General features: G+C 42.7%; 9 protein-coding genes, 1 tRNA gene and 3 rRNA genes. 7 read left to right on the top strand and 6 right to left on the bottom strand.

The window, feature by feature from the left end:
* The first annotated feature begins 48 nt into the window (after positions 1-48).
* Positions 49-651 carry an adenosylcobinamide amidohydrolase gene (gene cbiZ / locus MSBRW_RS05840; RefSeq protein ID WP_011308539.1) on the top strand — a complete coding sequence of 201 codons (603 nt, stop codon included), beginning with the start codon at positions 49-51 and terminating at the stop codon, positions 649-651.
* Between the two features lie 289 nt (positions 652-940).
* Here cbiZ and rrf read toward each other — a convergent pair.
* The 4 genes from rrf to MSBRW_RS05820 all read right to left on the bottom strand — a co-directional run bounded on the left by rrf (position 941) and on the right by MSBRW_RS05820 (position 5795).
* A 5S ribosomal RNA gene (gene rrf, locus MSBRW_RS05835) occupies positions 941-1062 on the bottom strand.
* A 74-nt stretch (positions 1063-1136) separates the two neighbouring features.
* Positions 1137-4043: ribosomal RNA gene (locus tag MSBRW_RS05830) — 23S ribosomal RNA — on the bottom strand.
* Between the two features lie 116 nt (positions 4044-4159).
* Positions 4160-4232: transfer RNA gene (locus MSBRW_RS05825), tRNA-Ala, on the bottom strand.
* 85 nt (positions 4233-4317) lie between these two features.
* Positions 4318-5795: ribosomal RNA gene (locus tag MSBRW_RS05820) — 16S ribosomal RNA — on the bottom strand.
* Together the 16S, 23S and 5S rRNA genes with 1 tRNA gene alongside form the textbook arrangement of a ribosomal RNA operon.
* A 1247-nt stretch (positions 5796-7042) precedes the next feature.
* Here MSBRW_RS05820 and mtaC point away from each other — a divergent pair.
* Both mtaC and mtaB read left to right on the top strand, forming a co-directional pair.
* Positions 7043-7825, top strand: coding sequence for a methanol--corrinoid protein MtaC (gene mtaC / locus MSBRW_RS05815; protein WP_048103078.1), 783 nt, complete (start codon positions 7043-7045; stop codon positions 7823-7825).
* A 12-nt stretch (positions 7826-7837) separates the two neighbouring features.
* Entirely contained in the window at positions 7838-9223 is a 1386-nt protein-coding gene (mtaB, locus tag MSBRW_RS05810; protein ID WP_011308541.1) for a methanol--corrinoid protein co-methyltransferase MtaB, read from the top strand.
* Between the two features lie 447 nt (positions 9224-9670).
* Here mtaB and mtaA read toward each other — a convergent pair whose 3' ends face one another.
* Positions 9671-10690, bottom strand: coding sequence for a methylcobamide:CoM methyltransferase MtaA (mtaA, locus tag MSBRW_RS05805; protein WP_011308542.1), 1020 nt, complete (start codon positions 10688-10690; stop codon positions 9671-9673).
* Positions 10691-10773: 83 nt separating this feature from the next.
* Positions 10774-10932 (bottom strand): hypothetical protein, encoded by a 159-nt coding sequence (locus tag MSBRW_RS21860; RefSeq protein WP_155398130.1) that lies wholly within the window; start codon positions 10930-10932, stop codon positions 10774-10776.
* 709 nt (positions 10933-11641) lie between these two features.
* On the opposite strand from MSBRW_RS21860, the gene glgP reads away from it, so the two are divergent.
* The 4 genes from glgP to MSBRW_RS05785 all read left to right on the top strand — a co-directional run bounded on the left by glgP (position 11642) and on the right by MSBRW_RS05785 (position 22277).
* The gene (glgP, locus tag MSBRW_RS05800) at positions 11642-13318 is read left to right on the top strand and encodes an alpha-glucan family phosphorylase (RefSeq protein ID WP_011308543.1); all 1677 of its coding nucleotides are present in this window, start codon (positions 11642-11644) and stop codon (positions 13316-13318) included.
* 480 nt (positions 13319-13798) lie between these two features.
* Entirely contained in the window at positions 13799-14953 is a 1155-nt protein-coding gene (locus tag MSBRW_RS05795; protein ID WP_011308544.1) for a glycosyltransferase family 4 protein, read from the top strand.
* A gap of 300 nt (positions 14954-15253) precedes the next feature.
* Positions 15254-15784, top strand: a complete 531-nt coding sequence (locus MSBRW_RS05790) for an O-acetyl-ADP-ribose deacetylase (protein WP_011308545.1) — start codon at positions 15254-15256, stop codon at positions 15782-15784.
* A gap of 553 nt (positions 15785-16337) precedes the next feature.
* Positions 16338-22277, top strand: coding sequence for a tetratricopeptide repeat protein (locus tag MSBRW_RS05785; protein ID WP_011308546.1), 5940 nt, complete (start codon positions 16338-16340; stop codon positions 22275-22277).
* Positions 22278-22329: the final 52 nt, after the last annotated feature.

Raw genomic sequence — 22329 nt, 5'->3', positions numbered from 1 at the left:
TTCGATCAATTATATACATTTCTTTAGTAAAAACGGAGAGCCTTATATATGCAGTACTATGTGAAGGACAGTACCCTTATAATAAAAGGAGATTTTGAAGCCGTAAGCACGGGTTTAAACGGCGGCTGCGCACGGGTGAAGTATCTTTTCAACAAACAGGTGCCAAGAACCTTTAACCCTCCTGACCCGCAGGAGTTTTTAAAGGAAGAAGCCTTGAAACTGGGCCTTGCAGAAGCTCATTTCGGCCTCCTTACAGCTGTAAAAATGGAATACCTTCAGGTAGTAGAAAATGACTACCTGACAGCTTTCATGACCGCTGGCGTGAGCAACGGATCAGAATTCAGAGCAAAAGTTGGAACCATAAATATAATTCTGGTCTCAAAGGCAAAACTATCCGAGACAGCTCTCCTTGGAGCGATAATCACAGCCACAGAAGCAAAAGGGCTTGCTCTGCTTGAAAAAGGCTACAATTTCCTGGGCACCAATACGGATGCAGTTATTATTGCTTATGAAATTGACTCAAAACCTGGCCCGGAAAATGAGGAAAGACAGGAAATACTTTACGCAGGTTCAAGCACAGATTTTGGAAAAAAGATTACTGAAGCCGTGATAAAAGGAGTAAAAGCAGGACTTGATCTGCGGGGAGAATGAACCTGCAAGAGATACCTTTTTGGGACTAAAGTAAATAAACCTCTACTCAATCATTTTTATAAACTATCTTAAAACACATAAGCAGATTTATCAAATGTTGAAATATGCACGTGATTCTTCAAAATGCAAGGCTTAAAGGATGAGCTCGCACTCAAAAGGAAAGAAACAGAAAAGAGCAAACATGTTATAAAAGGCTGATAAAACAATTTATACAAAAGCAGTAACATAAAAAAGATACAATAATAAGTTACAAAAAACAGATTATGAAAAGTAAGGTATTATAAGGTGAGTATGGCAGCGATCCAGAGTTCCCGAAGGCTCGCACACTTCAGTACAGTAAGGAACGCGGGCAGGCTTATCTACTGTGTTCGGGATGGGTACAGGAGTTACACTGCCGCTATGGCCGCCAAACTCTACCTATAAATGGGATTGTGGAAAAATGAAGTCATGTACAGTGCTGCATACTGAATTTCGCCTGGACCGGATTAAGAAAGGAACGGATAGTTAGTAAACGCGGACTGAACACCTCGTTGCCTTGGTGCTTACATCCCGTTTCTATCAAACCGGTCTTCTACCGGAATCCTTAATGAGGTCTCTTTTTAGGTGAGAGTTCGAGCTTAGATGCATTCAGCTCTTATTCTTTGGCGCGTAGCTGCCCGGCTATGCCTTGTCAGACAACCGGTACACCAGTGGCGCCGCTGCTTGGTTCCTCTCGTACTAAAAGCAGCTTACCCGCAGACCTCGTGCACCTCTAGTAGATAGTAACCGACCTGTCTCACGACGGTCTAAACCCAGCTCACGATCTCCTTTAATAGGCGAACAACCTCACCCTTGGCCGCTGCTGCACGGCCAGGATGGAAAGAACCGACATCGAGGTAGCAAGCTGCCGGGTCGATATGTACTCTTGCCGGCAACGACTCAATTATCCCCGGGGTAACTTTTCTGTCATTTTTGGCCCCCACCAAGGAGGCTCAAAAGTTCGCTAGAGCCGACTTTCGTCTCGTCATCCACTGCTATGCTGAATAACGTCAGGCTGACTTATGCTCTTGCACTCTTCAGCGAGTTTCCGACCCGCTTGAGTCAACCATTGCGCGCCCTTGATATCTTTTCAAGGGCGTCCCGCCCCAGGCAAACTGCCCACCTATCGGGGTCCTCTTCTCAGAGTTAGGGTCGTAGTCCCAGAAGGGTAGTGTCCCAATTGCGGCTCCACGTATGCTGGCGCATACGCTTCGATGCCTCCTACCTACTCTGTACATCCAGAACCACAACCCAGCGACAGGCTGCAGTAAAGCTCCACGGGGTCTTCACTTCCCCCTAGAGGTCTCTAGACTGTGCACTAGAATGTAAGCTTCACCGGATTCCAGTTAGGGACAGTAGGGCTCTCATTGATCCATTCATGCAAGTCGCCAATTAAGCGACAAGGTACTACGCTACCTTAAGAGGGTCATAGTTACCCCCGCTGTTTACAGGCCCTTCGTCCCGTTGAAACGGGGTTTCAGGTACCTGCACTGAGCAGGATTCAGAGATTGTACTAGCCCTTACGGGTTTGCAATCTCCTATGTTGGTATTAGACAGTTAGAGCCCCCTGGTCACTGCGACCTGCTGTCTCCACAGCAGGCACTCCTTATCCCGAAGTTACGGAGCTAATTTGCCGAATTCCCTTAACTGAAGTACTCCGACACGCCTTAGCCTTTTCAGCTAGGGGCACCAGTGTCAGATCTTGGTACGGACATTTAGCGGCCTTTTCACGGGTCCCGGGGTGCAACCGACTTTAGCCATAACAGATTCGCCCGATTCTCGCCATTACGGCTCTCCACGGGGTTCGCTGCTTAGACGGCGCGACGACGCCGCTCGGTCTGCCCAGAGACGTCAGACGGATTGCTAAATGGTACAGGAATATTAACCTGTTTCCCTTTCGGCGTACTCGAGTTACGGTACGTCTTAGGACCGACTAACCCTCGGCTGACGATCATTGCCGAGGAAACCTGGCCCCTTCGGCGGCAGGGATTCTCACCCTGCTTTGCTGCTACTATTACCAGGATTTTCGTTTGCGAACGGTCCACAGGACTTTACAGCCCTGCTTCGGCCCGAACGCAACGCCTTCCTACGAGATTACCTTGCGGTACTCCGTGGTATCGGTGGTCGACTTGAGCCCCGTCAATTTTCGGGGCCCCAAACCTCGACTGGTGAGCTGTTACGCACTCTTTAAAGGGTAGCTGCTTCTAAGCTAACCTTCCAGCTGTCTTGGGCTTGGGACGCCCTTTAGTATTAACACTTAGTCGACACTTGGGGACCTTAACCACGGGATGGGTTGTCTCCCTTACGGACTACAAGCTTACCCCAGCAGTCCGGACTCCGACTTTCTACAATGACGGTGGGTTTGGAGTTTGACAGGCGAGCGAGGAGTTTCCCCCCCGGAATCGCCAATCAGTGCTCTACTCCACCGACGATCTCCAGTCAGGTCATGCTGCGACATGTTTTGGAAGGAACCAGCGGATGCCGGGTTAGATTAGCATTTCACTACGAGACGCAGGTCACACGAATGATTTGCAGATCAATACCGCTTGCGGTCCTCCACGTAGCTTTCGCCACGCTTCAACCTGCCCACGCCTAGATCACCCGGCTTCGGGTCTTACCCCAGTGACTCCACGCACTTGTATACGTCGTGCCTCGCTCGGAGAGCTGCGCACATGTTGCTTTCGCTTCGGCTGCCCAGATAAAGGTTAGCCATTGCCACTGAGATAAACTCCCTGGCCCGTTCTTCAAAACGTAAGATACGACACTGGCAGTGACATTCGTACAGCATTCTCGCGAATGTTTCCTTCATGCCAGAGTTCCTTTAATGCCGTATCGTTCCATCACTATCAGGTTTCAGGCACTTTGCACCTCCCTTCTCGGGGTACTTTTCAGCGTTCGGTCACCCTACTATTTCGCTATCGGTCTCAAGTAGTATTTAGTTTTGGAGGTTGGTGCCCCCCAGATTCCCGCACGATATCCAACGCACGGTACTCAGGGACATGTTCCAGTCTTTTGGTTTACACATACGTGACTGTCACACTCTACGGTCTGCCGTTTCAGGCAAGTTCTGTTTAGCCGCCAGACGTTTGAACAGCCCTACAACACCACATTTCCCTGTGAAGGGATTCGGTTTGAACTGTGCCGTTTTCACTCGCCGTTACTCACGGTATCTCGGTTGATTTCTTTTCCTGCTCCTACTGAGATGTTTCAATTCGGAGCGTTCCCGATCATTACTGATCACTATGGAGAGGTCCCATTCGGAAATCCCGGGTTCATAGGCTCCTTGCACCTACCCCGGGCTTATCGCAGCTTGGCACGTCCTTCATCAGCTCTTGAGCCGAGCCATCCACCTGATAGCATAATTCCTGTGTATCCTAACCAGGTCCAGAAAGCGTCCAGTATACAGCACTTATACATGACTTCATGTACCTGCGTGTCAACGCAGGCAATCCGCCCTTCCCCGAAAATTTACTTTCCGGGTGCATAAAAATGGACTTGCTGGGATTCGAACCCAGGGCCTCTGCCTTGCAAAGGCAGCGATCTTCCATCTGATCTACAAGCCCTAGAGAGACTAGAGATCCACAGCGGATCTCCGGGGTGAGGATTTTGTTCGGTTTATCGGCATCTGGGTGGTGAGTTTTTTTGCTTAGGAGGTGATCCAGCCGCAGATTCCCCTACGGCTACCTTGTTACGACTTAACCCCCCTTGCAAAGCACAGGTTCGAACACGACACGATGTTCGTGCCCTCACCCATACCTCACTCGGGTGGTTTGACGGGCGGTGTGTGCAAGGAGCAGGGACGTATTCACCGCGCTATATTGAAACGCGATTACTACGGATTCCAGCTTCACGAGGGCGAGTTACAGCCCTCGATCCGAACTAAGGATGGGTTTGTGAGATTACCAGCCCTTTTCAGGGGAGGGGCCCATTGTCCCATTCATTGTAGCCCGCGTGTAGCCCGGGAAATTCGGGGCATACTGACCTACCGTAGCCCGCACCTTCCTCCGATTTAACACCGGCGGTCCCCACAGAGTACCCATCATCCCGGAGGATATGCTGGTAACAGTGGGCACGGGTCTCGCTCGTTGCCTGACTTAACAGGATGCTTCACAGTACGAACTGGCGACGGCCATGCACCTCCTCTCAGCGATTCAGGTAAGGTCTTCGGCCTGACCTACATATTGCTGTCGTTCCCGGTGAGTTGTCCGGCGTTGAGTCCAATTAAACCGCAGGCTCCACCCGTTGTTGTGCTCCCCCGCCAATTCCTTTAAGTTTCAGCCTTGCGGCCGTACTTCCCAGGTGGCTCGCTTCACGGCTTCCCTGCGGCACCAGACACGGTCGCGCCATGCCTGACACCTAGCGAGCATCGTTTACGGCTGGGACTACCCGGGTATCTAATCCGGTTCGTGCCCCCAGCTTTCGTCCCTCACCGTCGAACCCGTTCTGGTAAGACGCCTTCGCCACAGGTGGTCCCACAGGGATTACAAGATTTCACTCCTACCCCTGTAGTACCTCTTACCTCTCCCGGTTCCAAGTCTGGCAGTATCCCCCGAAAGCCTAATAGTTGAGCTATCAGATTTCCCGGAGGACTGACCAAACCGGCTACGGACCCTTTAGACCCAATAATCACGATCACCACTCGGGCCGCCGGTGTTACCGCGGCGGCTGGCACCGGTCTTGCCCGGCCCTTGCTAACAGGTGTATTTTACACACCTGGACAGCCAGCATATGATGCTAGCACTCGGTGTCCCCTTATCACGGTTTCCCGCATTGTAAAGTTTTCGCGCCTGCTGCGCCCCGTAGGGCCTGGATTCATGTCTCAGAATCCATCTCCGGGCTCTTGCTCTCACAACCCGTACCCGTTGTAGGCTAGTAGGTACATTACACCCACTACTACCTGATAGGCCGCAGACCCATCCTTGGGCAGACGAATCCATTTTACGCATAAAGCATTCCAGCATATGTGCGTTATCCGGAATTATCCCCAGTTTCCCGGGGTTATGCCGGACCCAAGGGCAGGTTATCCACGTGTTACTGAGCAGTACGCCATGTTCACGAAGAACATATAACTCGCATGGCTTAGACGAACACCGATAGCAGTAACCTCTGGCAGGATCAACCAGAATTGTTAATGTATCGCACACTTCAAAATAAAGGTCTTGGTCGCAGAAACTTGCACTAACAACTATCAATTCAGTTATTTTCGTTTCGCGATGATATATTATGAAAAACTCTCACCGCCCAGAATTAACCGAACCGACAAAATCCTCGTCAGACAGGAAAAAACTCCTGACTCCATTAAAAGATGAAAGAGATATGTGATTTTTTACCTACACAATCAGTTTGCGCAGGGTCATATACAAGGCATTTCTTATATATAAAGCTTTGTGTTATTCACCTCGACACAATCGCGTTGTGCGAAGGAAGTATACAAGACATATTTAGTATATATAACTTTCCCATCAGGCAATTTTTCACACTTAGATTCTGAACAAAGAGATAAGTTTGCTTGAATCTATAGAGATATTGCCATTTATATAATAAGGGATCGTAAGAGAGTCGAATGCTCACAATTTTGCTTTTTGTGAGGGATACATACAAGGGATTTCTTGTATATAAAGCTTTTGTTTAGTTTATTTTTAACCATAGATTTCGTCGCAAAAAGGAATTTTTGCAAAATCTATAGATTTAATGATTACTAATCTTCCAAGATCAGAGGATCTTCTAAAGACATTACTGGTATATAAATATTATGGGAAAATACTTCTAAACAAACTAAACTAAAAAGCTGATAGATATACTTTTCCAAAAGAAAATAAGTTAAGAAAAAAAGAACAAGATAAAATATATTTATTATTAAAGATAGGCTTTTAGTTTTAAACTTAGTAAATAATTTATATTACAAAATATTTTCTGGCAATTAACTTAACCTGCTGAAAAATTAAGAGCCACACACTGTTATAAAAATTTTTTGAATATTAATAATTGTATAATTTTTAAACTGCATCTGAGTTAAGAAAATTAGTAAAAACTGAACATTAAGAATAACAAGTTCCTCAATAAAGAAAAGTATAGTCTGAAGTTCAGTGTTAGAACCTAAAACTTGCTCAGTGAGTTTTATATATATAGGATTCCAATTAAATTAAGGGGAGCTAGGAGTCCCTTTAAAAAATTGGGAAGAATTTAGGGTTTTATACCTGTATGGGTCTCACTTAGTTGTCTCTGTGAAAAAAATCGAGAAAATTAAGTGCCAAAATCAGATTGTATAAAAATCAGATTGTATAAATTAGATCTACTTCAGGAGAACTTTGGTTTTTAACCCGGTTTTTACCCCTGTAAATGATCAGGGATTATTTGCTCCTCAAATGCCAAAATGGAGGTTAAACATTTGATAGATATAGATCCCAGTGGTATTCTGGTTCGTTACAATGTAAAAATGGAAAAGGAAATGACACCGGAAGAGGCTGCAGAAGAACTGTACCCAAAGGATTCAATGATTTATCCAATTGCAAAGGCCATCTTTGAAGGCGAAGAGGACGACGTTGTTGAAGGGTTGGAAAAGGCTATTAGCTCTGGAAAGGACCCAATCTCTCTTATCGATGATGCTCTAATGGTTGGAATGGGAGTGGTCACCAAGCTTTATGACGAGGGAGTAATTTTCCTGCCAAACGTTATGATGTCTGCTGATGCCATGTTGGAGGGCATCGAATATGTTAAGCAGAAAGCAGGAAGAGCACCTGTGGTTAAAGGTAAAGTCGTTTGCCACGTTGCAGAAGGCGACGTCCACGATATCGGAAAGAATATAGTAGCCGCATTGCTCAGAGCTAACGGATATGAAGTAGTGGATCTTGGAAGAGATGTCCCTGTAGATGAAGTAATAGCGGCTGTGGAGAGAGAAAGTCCTCTCATGCTTACAGGCACTGCCCTGATGACCACAACCATGTACGCATTCAAAGAAGTTAATGACAAGCTTCTGGAGAAAGGCTACAGGATTCCGTTTGCATGTGGCGGCGGTGCTGTGAACCAGGACTTCGTATCCCAGTATGAATTAGGGGTATATGGCGAAGAAGCAGCCGATGCTCCTAAGATAGCAGATTTCATCAAGGAACATGGGGACAACATTGTGAAACTGAGGGAGAAATTCCATAAACACTGAGGAGATGGAGTAATGGCAGTAACAAGATGTACTAAAATGGCTTATGCAAGCGCAGATGATATGGTTTTCGGAAAAGCTGTCACGCCAGTTAAAACCGGACTGGAACTTGAAATCGGTGCCGGGTACACTACTCCCGAAGTAAACTATGCCCCAAGACCTGAAGCCGGAGCATCCAAAGAAAAGCTCATAAAGGAATACGAAAGGATCACCACCGACATTATGGCAAGGATGGTTCAAATCGGAGCTCCTGCTGTCGTGCTTGAAACTGAACACGTTCAGCAGATGTCCAATCACCCGGATTGGGGAGCAGCCGTTGCGCATGCCCAGAAAACTATCATGGAGGATTACCATGATGAATACGGCATAAAGTGCGCACTCCGCCACACCATTGGTGACATCCGCGAGACCAGAGACTTCCTCGCTCTCAGAGGAGACAAGTACAGCGTCTTTATGGAGGCATTCGAGCAGTGCGCCCAGAATGGGGCTGACATGCTTGCAGTAGAGTCAATGGGTGGAAAAGAAGTATTCGACTATGCAATTCTCAGGAACGATATGGCAGGCGTACTTTACGGTATAGGTGTTCTCGGTAGCATAGATATGGAAATGATCTGGCAAGACATCGCATCAGTTGCAAAAAAGAATAATGTAATAGCATCAGGTGACACAGACTGTGCCCAGGCAAACACTGCGATGTTCATCGCAGGTGGGCTGCTGGACAAGAACCTCGCCCACACACTTGCAATCATTGCAAGGACTATTTCTGCCGCAAGATCTCTCGTTGCTTACGAAGCCGGTGCAGTCGGCCCTGGAAAGGACTGTGGTTACGAGAATACCATTGTAAAATCTATTGCAGGTGTCCCGATAGCTCAGGAAGGTAAGACTTCGACCTGTGCTCACTCCGACCTGATGGGGAACATTGTCATGCAGTGCTGTGACCTCTGGTCCAACGAATCTGTTGAGTATCACGGTGAATTTGGTGGTACCACAGTTCAGTGTTGGGGCGAGACCTTAGCTTATGACTGTGCCCTAATGAATGTTGCTCTTAATTCGGGTAATGAAAAAATACTTAGGGACATGTTTGTAGCTTCCGATATATACAGAGACGCACAGGGTTATGTACTCGCATACCAAAACTCCTATAGAGTCGGGCAAGCAATTGCAAAAGACGGAAATGATATTTACCTCCGTGCCAAGAATGCCGCAATAGAATGTATCAATATTGTCGAAGAAGGAGCAAAGGGCAAACTCGAGCTATCCAGATTCGAAGCTAAAGCCCTTGCAGACGCAAAGGAAGCTTTCGAAGCTCTTACCGACGATAAGGATCAGTTCATGAGTGACTGCCTTACAAAGTATAAACAGGAAGTCAAAGTCTTCAAGCCAGAGAACTACGACCTCTAATCAAGGCAATTCTCTTTTTTTCTTTTTTTAAAATATCGAGTGTTCCTTTTTTAAAATTCCGAGTGTATTTTCTAATTTTCCTGATAAATTTATATAGAAATTAGTACTGACAGACTCATTTAGCACTGGAGATTTTTCTGTTAAGCAGCAACATTTGAGTGAACACCATATAGTTATGCTTGTAAAAATTAACACTTAATTTACTATCTACAATTACGTAAAGCACGAAAAACCGGTCAAAATAATTACAACAAGAATGTATAATCAGGAAATAGGTTGCCTGAGAGAAAGAAGTGAACAAAATCCCGTTCTCCCAAGAAAGGATACGGGTATCACAGACAGCATGTTAAAAAATTGAAAATGACAATAAAAAATATTAATAAAAATTAGTGAAAAATTCGTAAAAAAATAATAGAAAAATAGTTAAATTATTTATATTGTAGATCTTCAAGCGTAATATTCGTCTCTTGCCTCGACCATAGCTTTAATGTGAGAAAGCGGAGTCATAGGTGCAATTCCACAGCCAGGAGCCAGTACGTCTACACCTTCGGAAATAGCTTTTTTCGATTCTTCTTTTATCTTATCGATCGGACCTGGAAGCAGAACAAAGGGGCTTGAGATATTTCCTACGAGCCTTGCCCGATCTCCAAGCACTTCCTTAGCCTTCTTAATACTGCCAACTTTTTCTTCAACGCTTAAACCTTCGAAACCACAATCTGCCATATAGTCAAGGATCGGAGACACACTTCCACAGATATGCAGGACCGTAACCGAATTTACGTTTGAGGAAAATTTCTGCAGCCTTGACTGGAGTTCATTTTTAAAAGAGTCCGGACTCATCAGGTCAGGAGATGCTACAGGATCGGCAACAGAAATTACGTCTGCTCCTGCAACAACCATTGAATTTGCATAAGCTATTGTAGCATCGGTTGCAAAATCCAGTACCTGATGTAATAGATCGGGCTTTTTAACAGACCATTTCATAAAGGACTTTACACTCGCCAGATCGGAAGCAAGAGTAACAGGTCCTTCCATTCCTCCTATAATAGGTACATCTGGCCCTACTCTTTCCCTTATAATTTTGATTGAATCAAGTACAGTCCGGATCCTGCCCATGTCAAGAAGGTTCTCAGGCATTTCCATACCCTCAAGGCTTTTGGGATACGGATGTGCAGTAACTGACGGCTGCCTGTTTTTAGTTCCCATATTAACCTCACAACCCATAGCTTCGGCAAGCACAGTAAGGCAATATGGAACTCTCACAGCTTCAAGCCCGCTTAATTCATAGTTTGCAATCGCGAGCGTCGCCATTTTTTCAGGGTCAGAATGAGCCTCCGGCCAGGGAGCCCCCACCTTATCCATTAATTCAACGATCCCTGTCTGGGTTACAGAACAGACCGGTACTTTGTCAACTTCTTTGCCTTCAAGTGCATTTAAAAGTCTTTCTTTAAGTGCCATCTCATTCATAATTATCTCCCCATGTTAAGTTTCGATTTGTAAGTTTTTAATCTTTTGAATTTTCTACGACATTCTCGTATACTACTGATCTTTTAGATCGATAACTTATAGTCTTCTAACCCTTGAGGCACATCAAAATTTTCAGAGTTCACGTCAAAGGCAAGTAATCGCCTTTGGAAAACCGAAATTACCATACCAGATTGAATAGTGTGATATGAGACGGTTTCCCGGATTGCCTCTTCCTGTTTCATTCATTTCTCAGAGGAGAATAAGTCCACAGGCTTTTGTCCCACTATCCGTAGGAAAAACGTGTTTGGCTATGAAATAATTTTGCTTAGCAAATATTATTTGGAAGTACAATTTATTTTATGAGCCTATCCAGAAAATAACATTATATTGAAATTATGTCTCTGTAAAAATATTATCTTAACTGACAACATCAGGTTAAATTTGAATACTGAGATTTGATGTTATAAGACCCAATTAAAAATGTTTGATATGTTTCGTACAAGAGGCTTTCTATAAAAACATTTTTAGAGTAGATATAAGTAACATTTATAAAGGAATTACTATTTCGTAACTATTCAACCGGAGTAAAACAACATCAATAGCCATCGTCATTAAGATTCAACATACCATTAAAATTCAACGCACAAATCTTTTTGAATGGATTCTCTTTGATTGTTGGCGACTGATTGCGTTTTTTCTATATTAATCAGTCAGTTATTAAACCCCTTGTTTTCATCAAAATCGATATTAATCAACTTTTTTGGTAGGCTAAATAGTTACGTTTAAATAATATAAAACAAATTTTACAAAAATTTTGAGATATTGTCAACCGTTAAAAGAATTTTTATTTATGTGTATTATTCAATGGAAAATTATGTTCGTTTTCAAAAATGTACATTTTAATATTTTCAAATATAATCATTTATAATAAAAAATAAAGGACTTGATGATATGGATAATCTTCATGAAGCACTGGAGAGACAAAATATTGCTTATTTTTCAATGGAGATAGGCCTTCGTAGTGACATCGCGACATATGCAGGAGGATTAGGGGGTCTTGCAGGTGATGCTATCCGCTCAGCTGCGGATTTAAATATTCCATTTGTAGCAGTAACACTAGTAAGTAATAAAGGATATTTTAGACAGACTCTTGACCCTGCAGGAAATCAGATAGAACATAAGGATGAGTGGAATCCTGCGCATTTTATGACTCTTTGCAAAGAAGAAGTAAAAGTAAAAATTCAGGATAGAGACGTTAAACTTAGAGCCTGGATTTATACTTACAAGAGCCATATCGGAGGCTGCGTGCCGATAATTTTTCTAGATACAAATGTTGAAGGAAATGAATCGGAAGACCGTAAGATTACGGATTTTCTATATGGAGGCGATCAACGTTATAGGCTCAAGCAGGAAATAGTACTCGGAATAGGAGGAGTACGGATGCTTAATGCTCTTGGGTTCAAAGTCCGAAAGTACCATATGAATGAAGGGCATTCAAGCTTGCTTGCTCTAGAACTTTTAAAGCAAAACAGCGTAGACCCAACAAAAATAAAGGAGCTTTGTATCTTTACTACCCATACTCCAGTGGAAGCAGGGCATGATAAATTCAATTATGGGCTTGTAAAAGATCTAATCCAGGATAAAAGCGATGTTGAAATCCTCCGCAAGTTTGGAGGAACAGATTACTTTGATACAAGCATTTTTGCTATGAACTTATCGAACTACATCAATGGTGTTACAAAAAGACACAGCCAGATTTCAAGTGCACTTTACCCTGGTTATAAAATTCATGCCATTACAAATGGTGTTCATTCCTATACATGGACTTCCCCTTATTTCAAAAAGCTTTATGATCGCTATCTTCCAGATTGGGAAAATGAACCTGAACTTCTGATAAGGGTCGGAGAAATTCCAGACACCGAGATCTGGGAAGCACATTGGAGTGCAAAAAGAGATTTGATCGACGAGGTGAACAAAAAAACAGGCGTAGGAATGGATTATGATACTCTTACAATAGGCTTTGCACGGCGTATGACATCATATAAGCGTCCAACTTTAATTTTTTCTGATCTTGAGATGCTTAGGAGCATAAATAAAAGAGGTAAAATTCAGCTTATTTTTGCAGGTAAAGCCCATCCTAATGATGAAGCCGGAAAACAAATTATAAGGGATATTTTTAAAATAATAGAAACTCTTCGTGACGACATAAAAATTGTATTTCTAGAAAATTATAATATGGATCTTGCTGCAAAAATGGTTTCTGGAGTTGATGTCTGGCTTAATACTCCTAACTGTCCCTACGAAGCATCAGGTACAAGTGGTATGAAAGCTGCTCATAATGGAGTAGTGAATTTTAGCGTGCTTGATGGTTGGTGGATTGAGGGATGGATTGAAGATGTGACAGGTTGGTCTATTGGGCCCAAACCAGATGAAAAAATTTCGATCGAAGAAATAAGAACTGCTGAGCTTAGAGATCTCTATTACAAACTCTACTACATCATCGTCCCTATGTACTACGAACAAAAAGACGAATGGCTCAAGCTAATCAATAATTCGATAGGTATGATAGCATCTTATTTTAACAGTCATAGGATGATGAGGTATTATGTCACACAGGCTTATCTTTAAAAGTCTTTAAAATCTAACTGAATTCAATTTAGAAAAAGTACTTAAACTGACGAATCAAAGTTGCGCTGGCACACCCCGCTGCAAGCAACGGGGTATGTTAACGCTACCACTCAAAAATTCGACTGAAATAAATGAGATTTTATAGTGAGATCATATAAATTATATGTATTTCTGTAGATCATAAAATTATATGTATTTCTGTTTAATTGTTTGGCTCTTTAACTGTATTTTTAGCAGAAAGAACTGTAAATTGTTAGATTAGCAAAAGAAATAAAGTAAAAAATATTTAGACGTAACAATAAAGAGAGAACTATTTAGAGCCTATTCAAAAAGTGATTAGATGTTATAACTTTTACAATACGAAATATAAGAACGGAATTGATATTCTAATACTACAGACCTATTGTGACTTATCAACATTCATTACCGACTTTTCGGATACGCTCTCGTTCTCTGTTACAAAAAGAGGTAAGTAGGGCTATGAAAAAGATGAGAATAGGAATGTTTACCTGGGAAAGTTTATATTCAATACGTGTGGGAGGTATTTCGCCCCACGTATCCGAGCTATCTGAGGCTCTTGCGGCAGAGGGACATGAAATCCACCTGTTTACACGAGACCGCGAAGATAAAGATGAAGTAATAAATGGGGTTTATTATCACAAAATTGCCTGTGATCAAAGCGGGGGAATTGTTGAGCAAATGAACCGGATGTGTGATGCTATGTACTGCCGGTTCCTTGAAGTGAGAGAAAGCACAGGAGAGTTTGATGTATTACATGGTCACGACTGGCACCCCGTAAATGTGCTTTGCAGGATAAAAGCCCAGTTTGGACTGCCCTTTGTGCTGACCTTCCACAGTACAGAATGGGGACGTAATGGAAATCATCATGGAGATTGGTGGGAAGCAAAGGAAATCTCACATAGGGAGTGGCTCGGAGGCTATGAATCTTCGGAGATTATCATAACCTCGACCATATTGAAGGAAGAAATCAAACAAATTTACAAAATCCCTGACTACAAGCTCTGGGAAATTCCTAACGGCATAAACGTGGGAAAAATAAGAAGGCAAATCGACCCTGGTGATGTGAAAAGGCAATACGGCATCCATCCATGTGTTCCAGTGGTGCTTTTCACAGGAAGGATGTCTTATCAGAAGGGGCCTGACCTGCTGGTGGAAGCTGCTGCTAAAGTCCTGAAGAAGAGGAATGCACAGTTTGTGCTGATCGGTGAAGGAGAAATGCGTGCTCATTGTGAATATAGGGCTCAAAAACTTGGCATTGGAAATTCATGCAATTTCCTCGGGTACGCTCCAGATAATACTGTAATAGACTGGTTCAATGCCTGCGACCTCGTGTGTGTGCCCAGCCGGAATGAACCCTTCGGAATTGTGGTGCTTGAAGCCTGGGATGCAAAAAAACCTGTAGTTGCAAGTGATGCAGTAGCCCTTGTGGAAAATTTCAAGACAGGCGTTATTACTCATAAGGAACCATCTTCTATTGCATGGGGCCTTAATTATGTCCTTGAAGGGCTTGGCCACAACCGGATGGGAGAAAAAGGTTACGACCTTATTAAAAAGCGATATAACTGGAAAATAATAGCTGGAAAAACTCTCGAGGTATACAAAAAAATAATTTAAAAGCAAGGTTAAAGGACAAAAAAATACATAGAACAAATATCTAAAAGGCAGCATGCCTAATTTAGCATAAAAATGCTGCCATCTGCAAGCACTTTCATTGGTTGTACATTTATTATAGAGGTCATCCCAAAACTTGAAATTTGCTTCTTGGACCTTGTATTTTGAATAATAAATCAAGCTCATGATCATGAAAATAATTCTGAGAATTCCCAATGATTAAGAGTAAAGTGGCTTTTGGGATAGGCTCATAGTGTAAATACATCAGACAATATATAACGAACCGAAGAAAAAGAGCAGATTATGGTACGTATTTCGGACAGAATAACAGTAATTCAAGGAGATATCGTAAAACTGAAAGTGGATGCAGTTGTAAATGCCGCAAATTCTACTCTTCTTGGAGGAGGAGGAGTCGATGGTGCTATCCATAGAGCTGCAGGGCCAGGCCTACTGGAAGAATGTAAGGGTTTAAAAGGCTGTGCCACAGGAGAAGCAAAAATCACAAAGGGATATTTCCTGCCTGCAAAATGGGTAATACACACTGTCGGGCCGGTATGGCAGGGGGGGCAGAAAGGAGAGGATAGTTTACTGGCTTCCTGTTACAGAAAAAGCCTTGAACTTGCAAAGGAATATGCAGTAAAAACCATTGCTTTTCCAGCTATAAGTACAGGAGTATATAACTTTCCTTCAGAAAGGGCTGCAGGAATTGCAGTTTTCGAAATAACGAAATTCCTTCAGGAAAATAGATTGCCTGAAAAGGTTTTTCTTGTCTGTTTCAATAAAGAAACATGCCGGCATCTTCATGAAGTATTATCAAGAGTTTTTGAAGTTTAATTTAAATTATAGAAAACATAACTTAAGGTTTTATTTTAGACTTTATAGGTGTTTTCATCAACAGTATATTTACAATACAGTTGCCTGCAAAGTCCATGAAGACGTTTTTTAAAAAGACATTTTAAAAATAGACTAAAAATTATTCTCCCACTCTCAATTATTGAGGATCGTTTATATACAATGTTAGGAAATTAGATTCTAAACAAAAATTAATAATGATACAGACTTCATATTGGATGTAGTACTAAATCAAAAGGTTAACATTGGTAAATCTAAAGGTTAACATTGGTAAATCATTAACGTTTTGGAAACGAGTTTAAAGTAGCAAGTGAGAGGCAAAAGCTTACAAAAACTGATAAGTCGGAGAAAACAGAGCAAAATATTAGTAAGGTCCGATAAAAAAATAGTACTCAAATTTTAGATCTTTGCGCTTTCAGTAACAGAATCAGGAAAATGCAGAAATAGAATCAGGAAAATGCAGGAATAGAATCAAGAAAATGCAGGAATAGGACCGAGAATTATAAGAATAGGATTAGAAATAGGATCGGAGGAGTTGGTTATCAATCACGATGAAGCTTTTCAAAGAGGACTTGGCCTGATTAAACAGAAAAGGTACGAAAAATCAATTAATGTCTTCAACAAGATTGTGGACAAGGATTCAGGTCACACAGGAGCTCTATTTAACAGAGGACTTGCACTACTGAAAATTAAAAAACCAGAAGAAGCCCTCGACTCCTTTGACCAGGTCCTGCACTTCGAGCCCGAAAATTTTGATGCCCTGTACAAAAAAGGAATTGCTCTGGCCACCCTTGAAAAGTTTGAAGCAGCTCTCGAAACTTATGACAACGCACTCGAAATAAATCCTGACAATCCAAAAATCTGGTACCAAAAAGGACTGGCGTTTGCTGAACTGGAAAAAAATGAGGCTTCAATTCTTTGTTTTGAGAAAGCAATTGAGCTTGAACCGGAATGCGGAAGCGCCTGGTATGCCCGAGGCACCGTAACTGGAAAAACCGGCAACTACGAAGAAGCACTGGAATGTTTTGAGCATGCACTTGAGATCAACCCGAAAAACTCAGACGCTTGCTACTCAAAAGGCCTGGTTCTTGCAAATCTTGAGAAGTATGGAGAAGCGCTGGAATGCTTTGATTCTCTGATTCGAGAAAAACCCAGACATAAAGATGCCTGGAAACAAAAATATTTTTCGTTGATAAAGCTGGGGAAGAACGAAGAAGCTCTGGAATGTGTTGACGCATTTTTAAGGAAATTTCCTGTCAGTGAGACTGCTCTCTATCAGAAGGGTATTCTTTTAAACGAACTTTCCCGCTATGAAGATGCCGAGAAAACTTTTACGAAAATTTTGAAAATAAACCCAGGAAATAAAGAAATCTGGCTCAAGAAAGGTCTTGCGCTTATCCAGCTGCTAAGGCTCAATGATGCCATAAAAGCCTTTGAAGAAGCTATCAAGCTGGATCCCACTTATTTTGAAGCATGGAATTACAAATGCCTTGCTCTGATGAAGCTTGAGGTCTATGAAGAAGCCCTTGAAGCCTTTGATTCTGTGCTTGAAATTTATCCAGAAACTAAAGAAATCTGGTACAATAGGGCTCTTGCTCTCGTGAAACTGCAGCACTTTGGAGAAGCTGCAAAATCTTTTTCCAGAACTGCCGAACTGGACCCTGCATACGGTGATGCCCTGTACCAGCAGGGACGTTTGCTTGCCAGAGAAGGAAAGTATGAAGAAGCCCTCAAAGCCTTCGATTCCATGCTTGAACAAAATCCAGAATTTATTAAGGCCCAAAAACTCAGGGGCACTATGCTGATCAAGTTAGGCCGTATCGAAGAGGCTCTTGACTCTCTTGCACAGAGCCTTGAAAAAGAACCCGAAAATTATGGGCTCTGGCTGCAGCAAGGATTAATCCTCCTTGATAATGGAAAATTCGAGCCTGCCCTGAAAGCTCTTGAGAAAGTTGCGGAACTCAAACCTGATAACGACGCTTGCTGGATGAATAAGGGATATGCACTCTATTCCATGGATCGCTATGAAGAAGCTCTCGAAGACTTTGAAGAAGGTCTGCGGCTAAACCCGTATCTTGAGAAAGGATGGAATAATAAAGGAATAGTGCTGGGAAAACTTGGAAGAACTGAAGAAGCCCTTGAAGCTTTTGAAAAAGCTGTGAGCCTCAGGCCTGACTTCGAAGATGCCTGGAAAAATAGAGGACTGATTTTGCTGGCTGTTGATGACTATGAAAAAGCCAGCGAAGCCTTTGACGAAGTTCTTAAAACAAATCCTGAAGACCTTGATTCCATTTACAACAGAGGAACAGCCCTGCTAAAACTAGGAAAAACAGAAACTGCCCTGGAATGTTTTGAAAAAATCCTGTCCCTTAATCCCGATTATCCCGATCTATTATATAGCCTTGCGGTTGCGCAGGCGAAACTAGGAAAGCAGGAAGAAGCCCTGGAAACTTTTGAAAAACTAGCTGCTAAAAATCCCGAAGATCTGAAAATCCAGCGCAGGAAAGGAAAATTTGCAATGGAAATCGGAAAGTATGATACTGCGCTTCAGGCTTTTGATCAGGTGCTCAGTGAAAAGCCGGAGTCCAGGGAAGCCTGGTATAGAAAAGGGCTTGCCCTGATAAAACTGAAACGCTTTGAGGAGGCTATAACAGCCTTTGACGAAGTAATTGTAAGAAATCTAAATAATAAAGAGATAAGTAACTCCGATTATGAGGAGCTAAAAAATCTCGATCGTGATGACATAGATAACCCAGCACGTGATGAGACAAAGAGGCCTGATTACGAAGACGAGAATCCTGATTACGAGGATGAGAATTCTGATTACGAGAACGCTCGTACTTACAAAGGATTTGCGCAAATGCAGCTTGAAAGGTATCTCCCTGCCCTGAAAACCTTTGAGAGCGCTCTTGAAGAAAAGCCGAATTCCGATATTCTCTGGTACTACAGAGGTCTTAGCCTGTATAGGATAAATATGTTAGAGGAAGCAGCGTGTGCTTTTGAGTCCTCAGTTCGCCTTAATCCTGAAATGAAGGAAGCCCTGGAGTACAGAGCCATCTGTCTGTTTGAAACCGAACAATACAAAGCTGCCCTGAAGGCTCTTGAAGCTGTACTTGAAGGAAATCCAGAGAACCTTTCTGCACTCCATAAAAAAGCTATTTGTTTCCTGCAGTTAAAGAAATACAAATCCGGAGCTGAAACCCTTTTGAGAGTACTGGAACTTGACCCTAACAACAAAGAAGTAAAGTTTGAGCTAGGAATCGCCAGTTTCGAATCCGGAGAATACAATAAAGCCCTATCTCTTTTTGAAGAAGTAAGTGAGGGCTCAGATGACTCTTTTGTATACTGTCCTGAAAAAAACTCATATGAACTAAATAACTCTGAACAAAATGTTTCTGAACAAGGCATTTCTGAACAAAACTTTTCTGAACAAAATAACTCTGAACAAAACTTTTCTGAACAAAATAACTCTGAACAAAACTTTTCTGAACAAAGTATCTCTGAACAAAATAACTCTAATCAAAAATTCTCTGAACAAAATAACTCCAAGCAAAAATTCTCTGAACAAAGTATCTCTAAAGAAAAGTACTCTTCGTTCTACTGGAAAGGGCTTGTACTTATAAGACTGGAAGCTTACGAAAGAGCGCTTGAGGTTTTTTCAAGGCTTACCGAAAATAATCCTCTGTTTGTAGAGGCATGGTATTTGAAAGGGATATCCCATTCAAAACTGAAGCAGCATAAAGAAGCAGCAAAGGATTTTGAGAAAGTCCTTGAGCTTGACCCTGCTTATCAGGATACATGTTACCAGTTGGGACTTTCCTATTTTGAGCTTGGGAACTTTGAGGAAGCAATTAGGGTTTTTGAATCCGCCCTGAAAATGGATCCTGAAAACCTTGATGCTCTTTACATGAGAAGCCTCGCTTTACTGCGGTCGAAGAGATATGGAGAATCGGCCTCGGGTTTCAGGGAGGTCCTTAAAAGAAATCCATCCGATACCGAGGCTCTTGCACACCTGAGTACAGCCTCCTTCAAGCAGGGGTTTTATGAAGAAGCCCTTGGACTCTTTGATCAGGTTCTAAGCAAGAACCCGGAGCGAAAAACTGTCCTTTTCAGGAAAGGAGTTGCTTTAAAAGCCCTTGGGGAAGTAAAGAGGGCTTCGACTATTTTTGATTCTGTCCTTAAATTGAAGCCGGACTGCACTTATGCACTTGAACAAAAAGCCTATACTCACTTCGAGCTTGAGGAATATCCAGAGGCCGTTGAAGCATTTAAGACGGCACTGGAATATTGCCAGAAAAAAGAAGATCTATATTACTACAGGGGTATTGCCTTTTTCAGGCTTGGGAATTTTGAAGAAGCCGTAAGATCCTTTGAAAATGCTCTTGATCTCGGCTGCCAGCAACCCGAAATTTCTTATTATACAGGAATCGCCTACTTCGAAAACAGAGAATATGAAAAAGCCGTGGAAATCTTCAATGCCATCCTTGATTCCGGGGCACTTGATCTTGAAATACTGTACAAAAAAGCCCTGGCACTTTTCGAACTTGAAAAGCCAGAAGAAGTAGTTTCTACAGTTTATACTCTTCTCGAACTTGAAACCGAGAACTTTAATATTAAAGACGCTGGAAAGTTTGAAGAAGAAAACTATGAGGAAAGCGCAGGAAAAGAAAGCATAGGAGAAGAAAACGCAGGAGAAATTCCAGCTTTCGAGAATACAAAAGCTTTTGAAGAACTCCTAGAAAAGTTTACATTTTCTCTGATACAGCTTGGAAGATACGAAGAAGCCCTGCTACCTCTTGGAAAACTTACAGCAAGTGAATCGGCTTCAAAAGAGGCCCTTTACAGCAAAGGGATTGTGTTTCAGGAGCTCGGCAGATCTGAGGAGGCCCTTGAAATATTTTCGGAACTTCGTTTCCTTTATCCTGACTTTGAAAAAGCCTGGTATAGAAGAGGGCTCATTCTATTTTCTCTTGGATACTATGTTGAAGCTCTGGATTCATTCGAACAGGCTGCCCTGGAAGATCAGACAGAAATCCCTGAAGAAATTGACGAATTAAGCCTGGACGAAACTCAGAGAGAAAAAATGAGAGAAAGCCCTGAGTTAGAAGATGAAACAAGATTAGAAGATAAGTTTGAATTAAAAGAGAAATTAAGTGAAACTGAACTCGAAGATGTCTGGATGAAAATGGGGCTTTCCCAGCTCAAACTGGAACACTATGAAGCCGCCATCGAGATATTTGAGAAACTTCTTGAAGTAAAACCCGAGGCTTCAGACCTCTGGTATGTAGCAGGGCTCGCTCTAAGGGGGCTTGACCAGGATGAACAAGCCGTTGAAGCTTTTGAAAATGCCGTGGAACTTGATCCAGCTCTGGAAGCTGCCTGGGAACAGATAGGGCTTTCCCTTCTTAGATTGAATATGTATGAAGAAGCAAGCCAGGCTTTCAGTTCTGCTCTAACCCTGAAACCTGACAACGTAAATGCTCTCTACAGCCGATCAGAGGCCAGTTTCCAGCTCCAGCACTTTGAGGAAGCAGCTCAGGACCTCGAAAAAGTACTCCTGTCCGCCCCTGATTTTTTGAATTCTATTGAAGCCTGTTACAGGCTCGGGATTGCCAGAATGGAGCTTCAGGAGTGCGAAAAAGCTCTTGAGGCTTTTGATATAGTTTTGCAGCAGGACCCGGCGCATAGGGAAGCTCTCTATTATAGAGGGCTTGTGCTTTTCAACCTGAGTGAATACGAAGCTGCCGCTGAGACTTTTGGAATGCTGCTGGAAGCCTCTCCCGAAGACCCTGAAAGCTTGAACTACCTCGGGCTCTGCCTGCTGGAACTCGAAAGTCCGGAGGCGGCACTGAAAGCCTTTGAAAAAGCCGCTCTTTTCAATCCGAAGAATGAAGAAACTCTGTATAATGCAGCCACGACTCTTATCAAGCTTAACCGGCCCCAGGAATCAATTGACTATTTTGACCGCATCCTTGACATTTCCCCAGAGAATCTCGATGTCCTGAACTACAAAGGAATCGCGTTCTGCAAGCTTGAAATGTACAGGGAAGCCCTGAAAGCCTTTGACCTTGCACTGGAAAAAGACCCTGAAAACATCAAGGCAATTTATAGTGTAGGAGTTGTCTGCTTCAAACAGAAAATGTATGAAACTGCCTGCAGGGCCTTTGACGAAGCTCTTGCCATTAACCCCTGGCACGAGCAGTCACTGAAATATCTCGGGATATCTCTTGCAAAAATAGAAGAATATGAGGATGCCCTGAGAACCTTTGACAGGCTGCTCAGGATAAGACCTCACGATGTGCAAGCTATGAATTACAGGGGAGTTATCCTCGGAAAACTGGGAAAGTATACCGAGGCCATAAACACCTTCAATGAAATCCTTCGCCTCTATCCCGAAATGGCAGACGCGAAAAGGAAACTGGAAGCCTTAAAATGCATTGAAAACAAAGATGATTCCAGTGAAGATCTCTACTAATGTTTTTGGTAGAGGAGAGATTTAGGAGAAGAGAAGAGAGAATTTTACAGAT

It is taken from the genome of Methanosarcina barkeri str. Wiesmoor, assembly GCF_000969985.1.
Classification (GTDB): Archaea; Halobacteriota; Methanosarcinia; order Methanosarcinales; family Methanosarcinaceae; genus Methanosarcina; species Methanosarcina barkeri_B.
The sequence above is the reverse complement of the archived record's forward strand: the minus strand, read 5'-3'. Positions and strand labels throughout refer to the sequence as shown.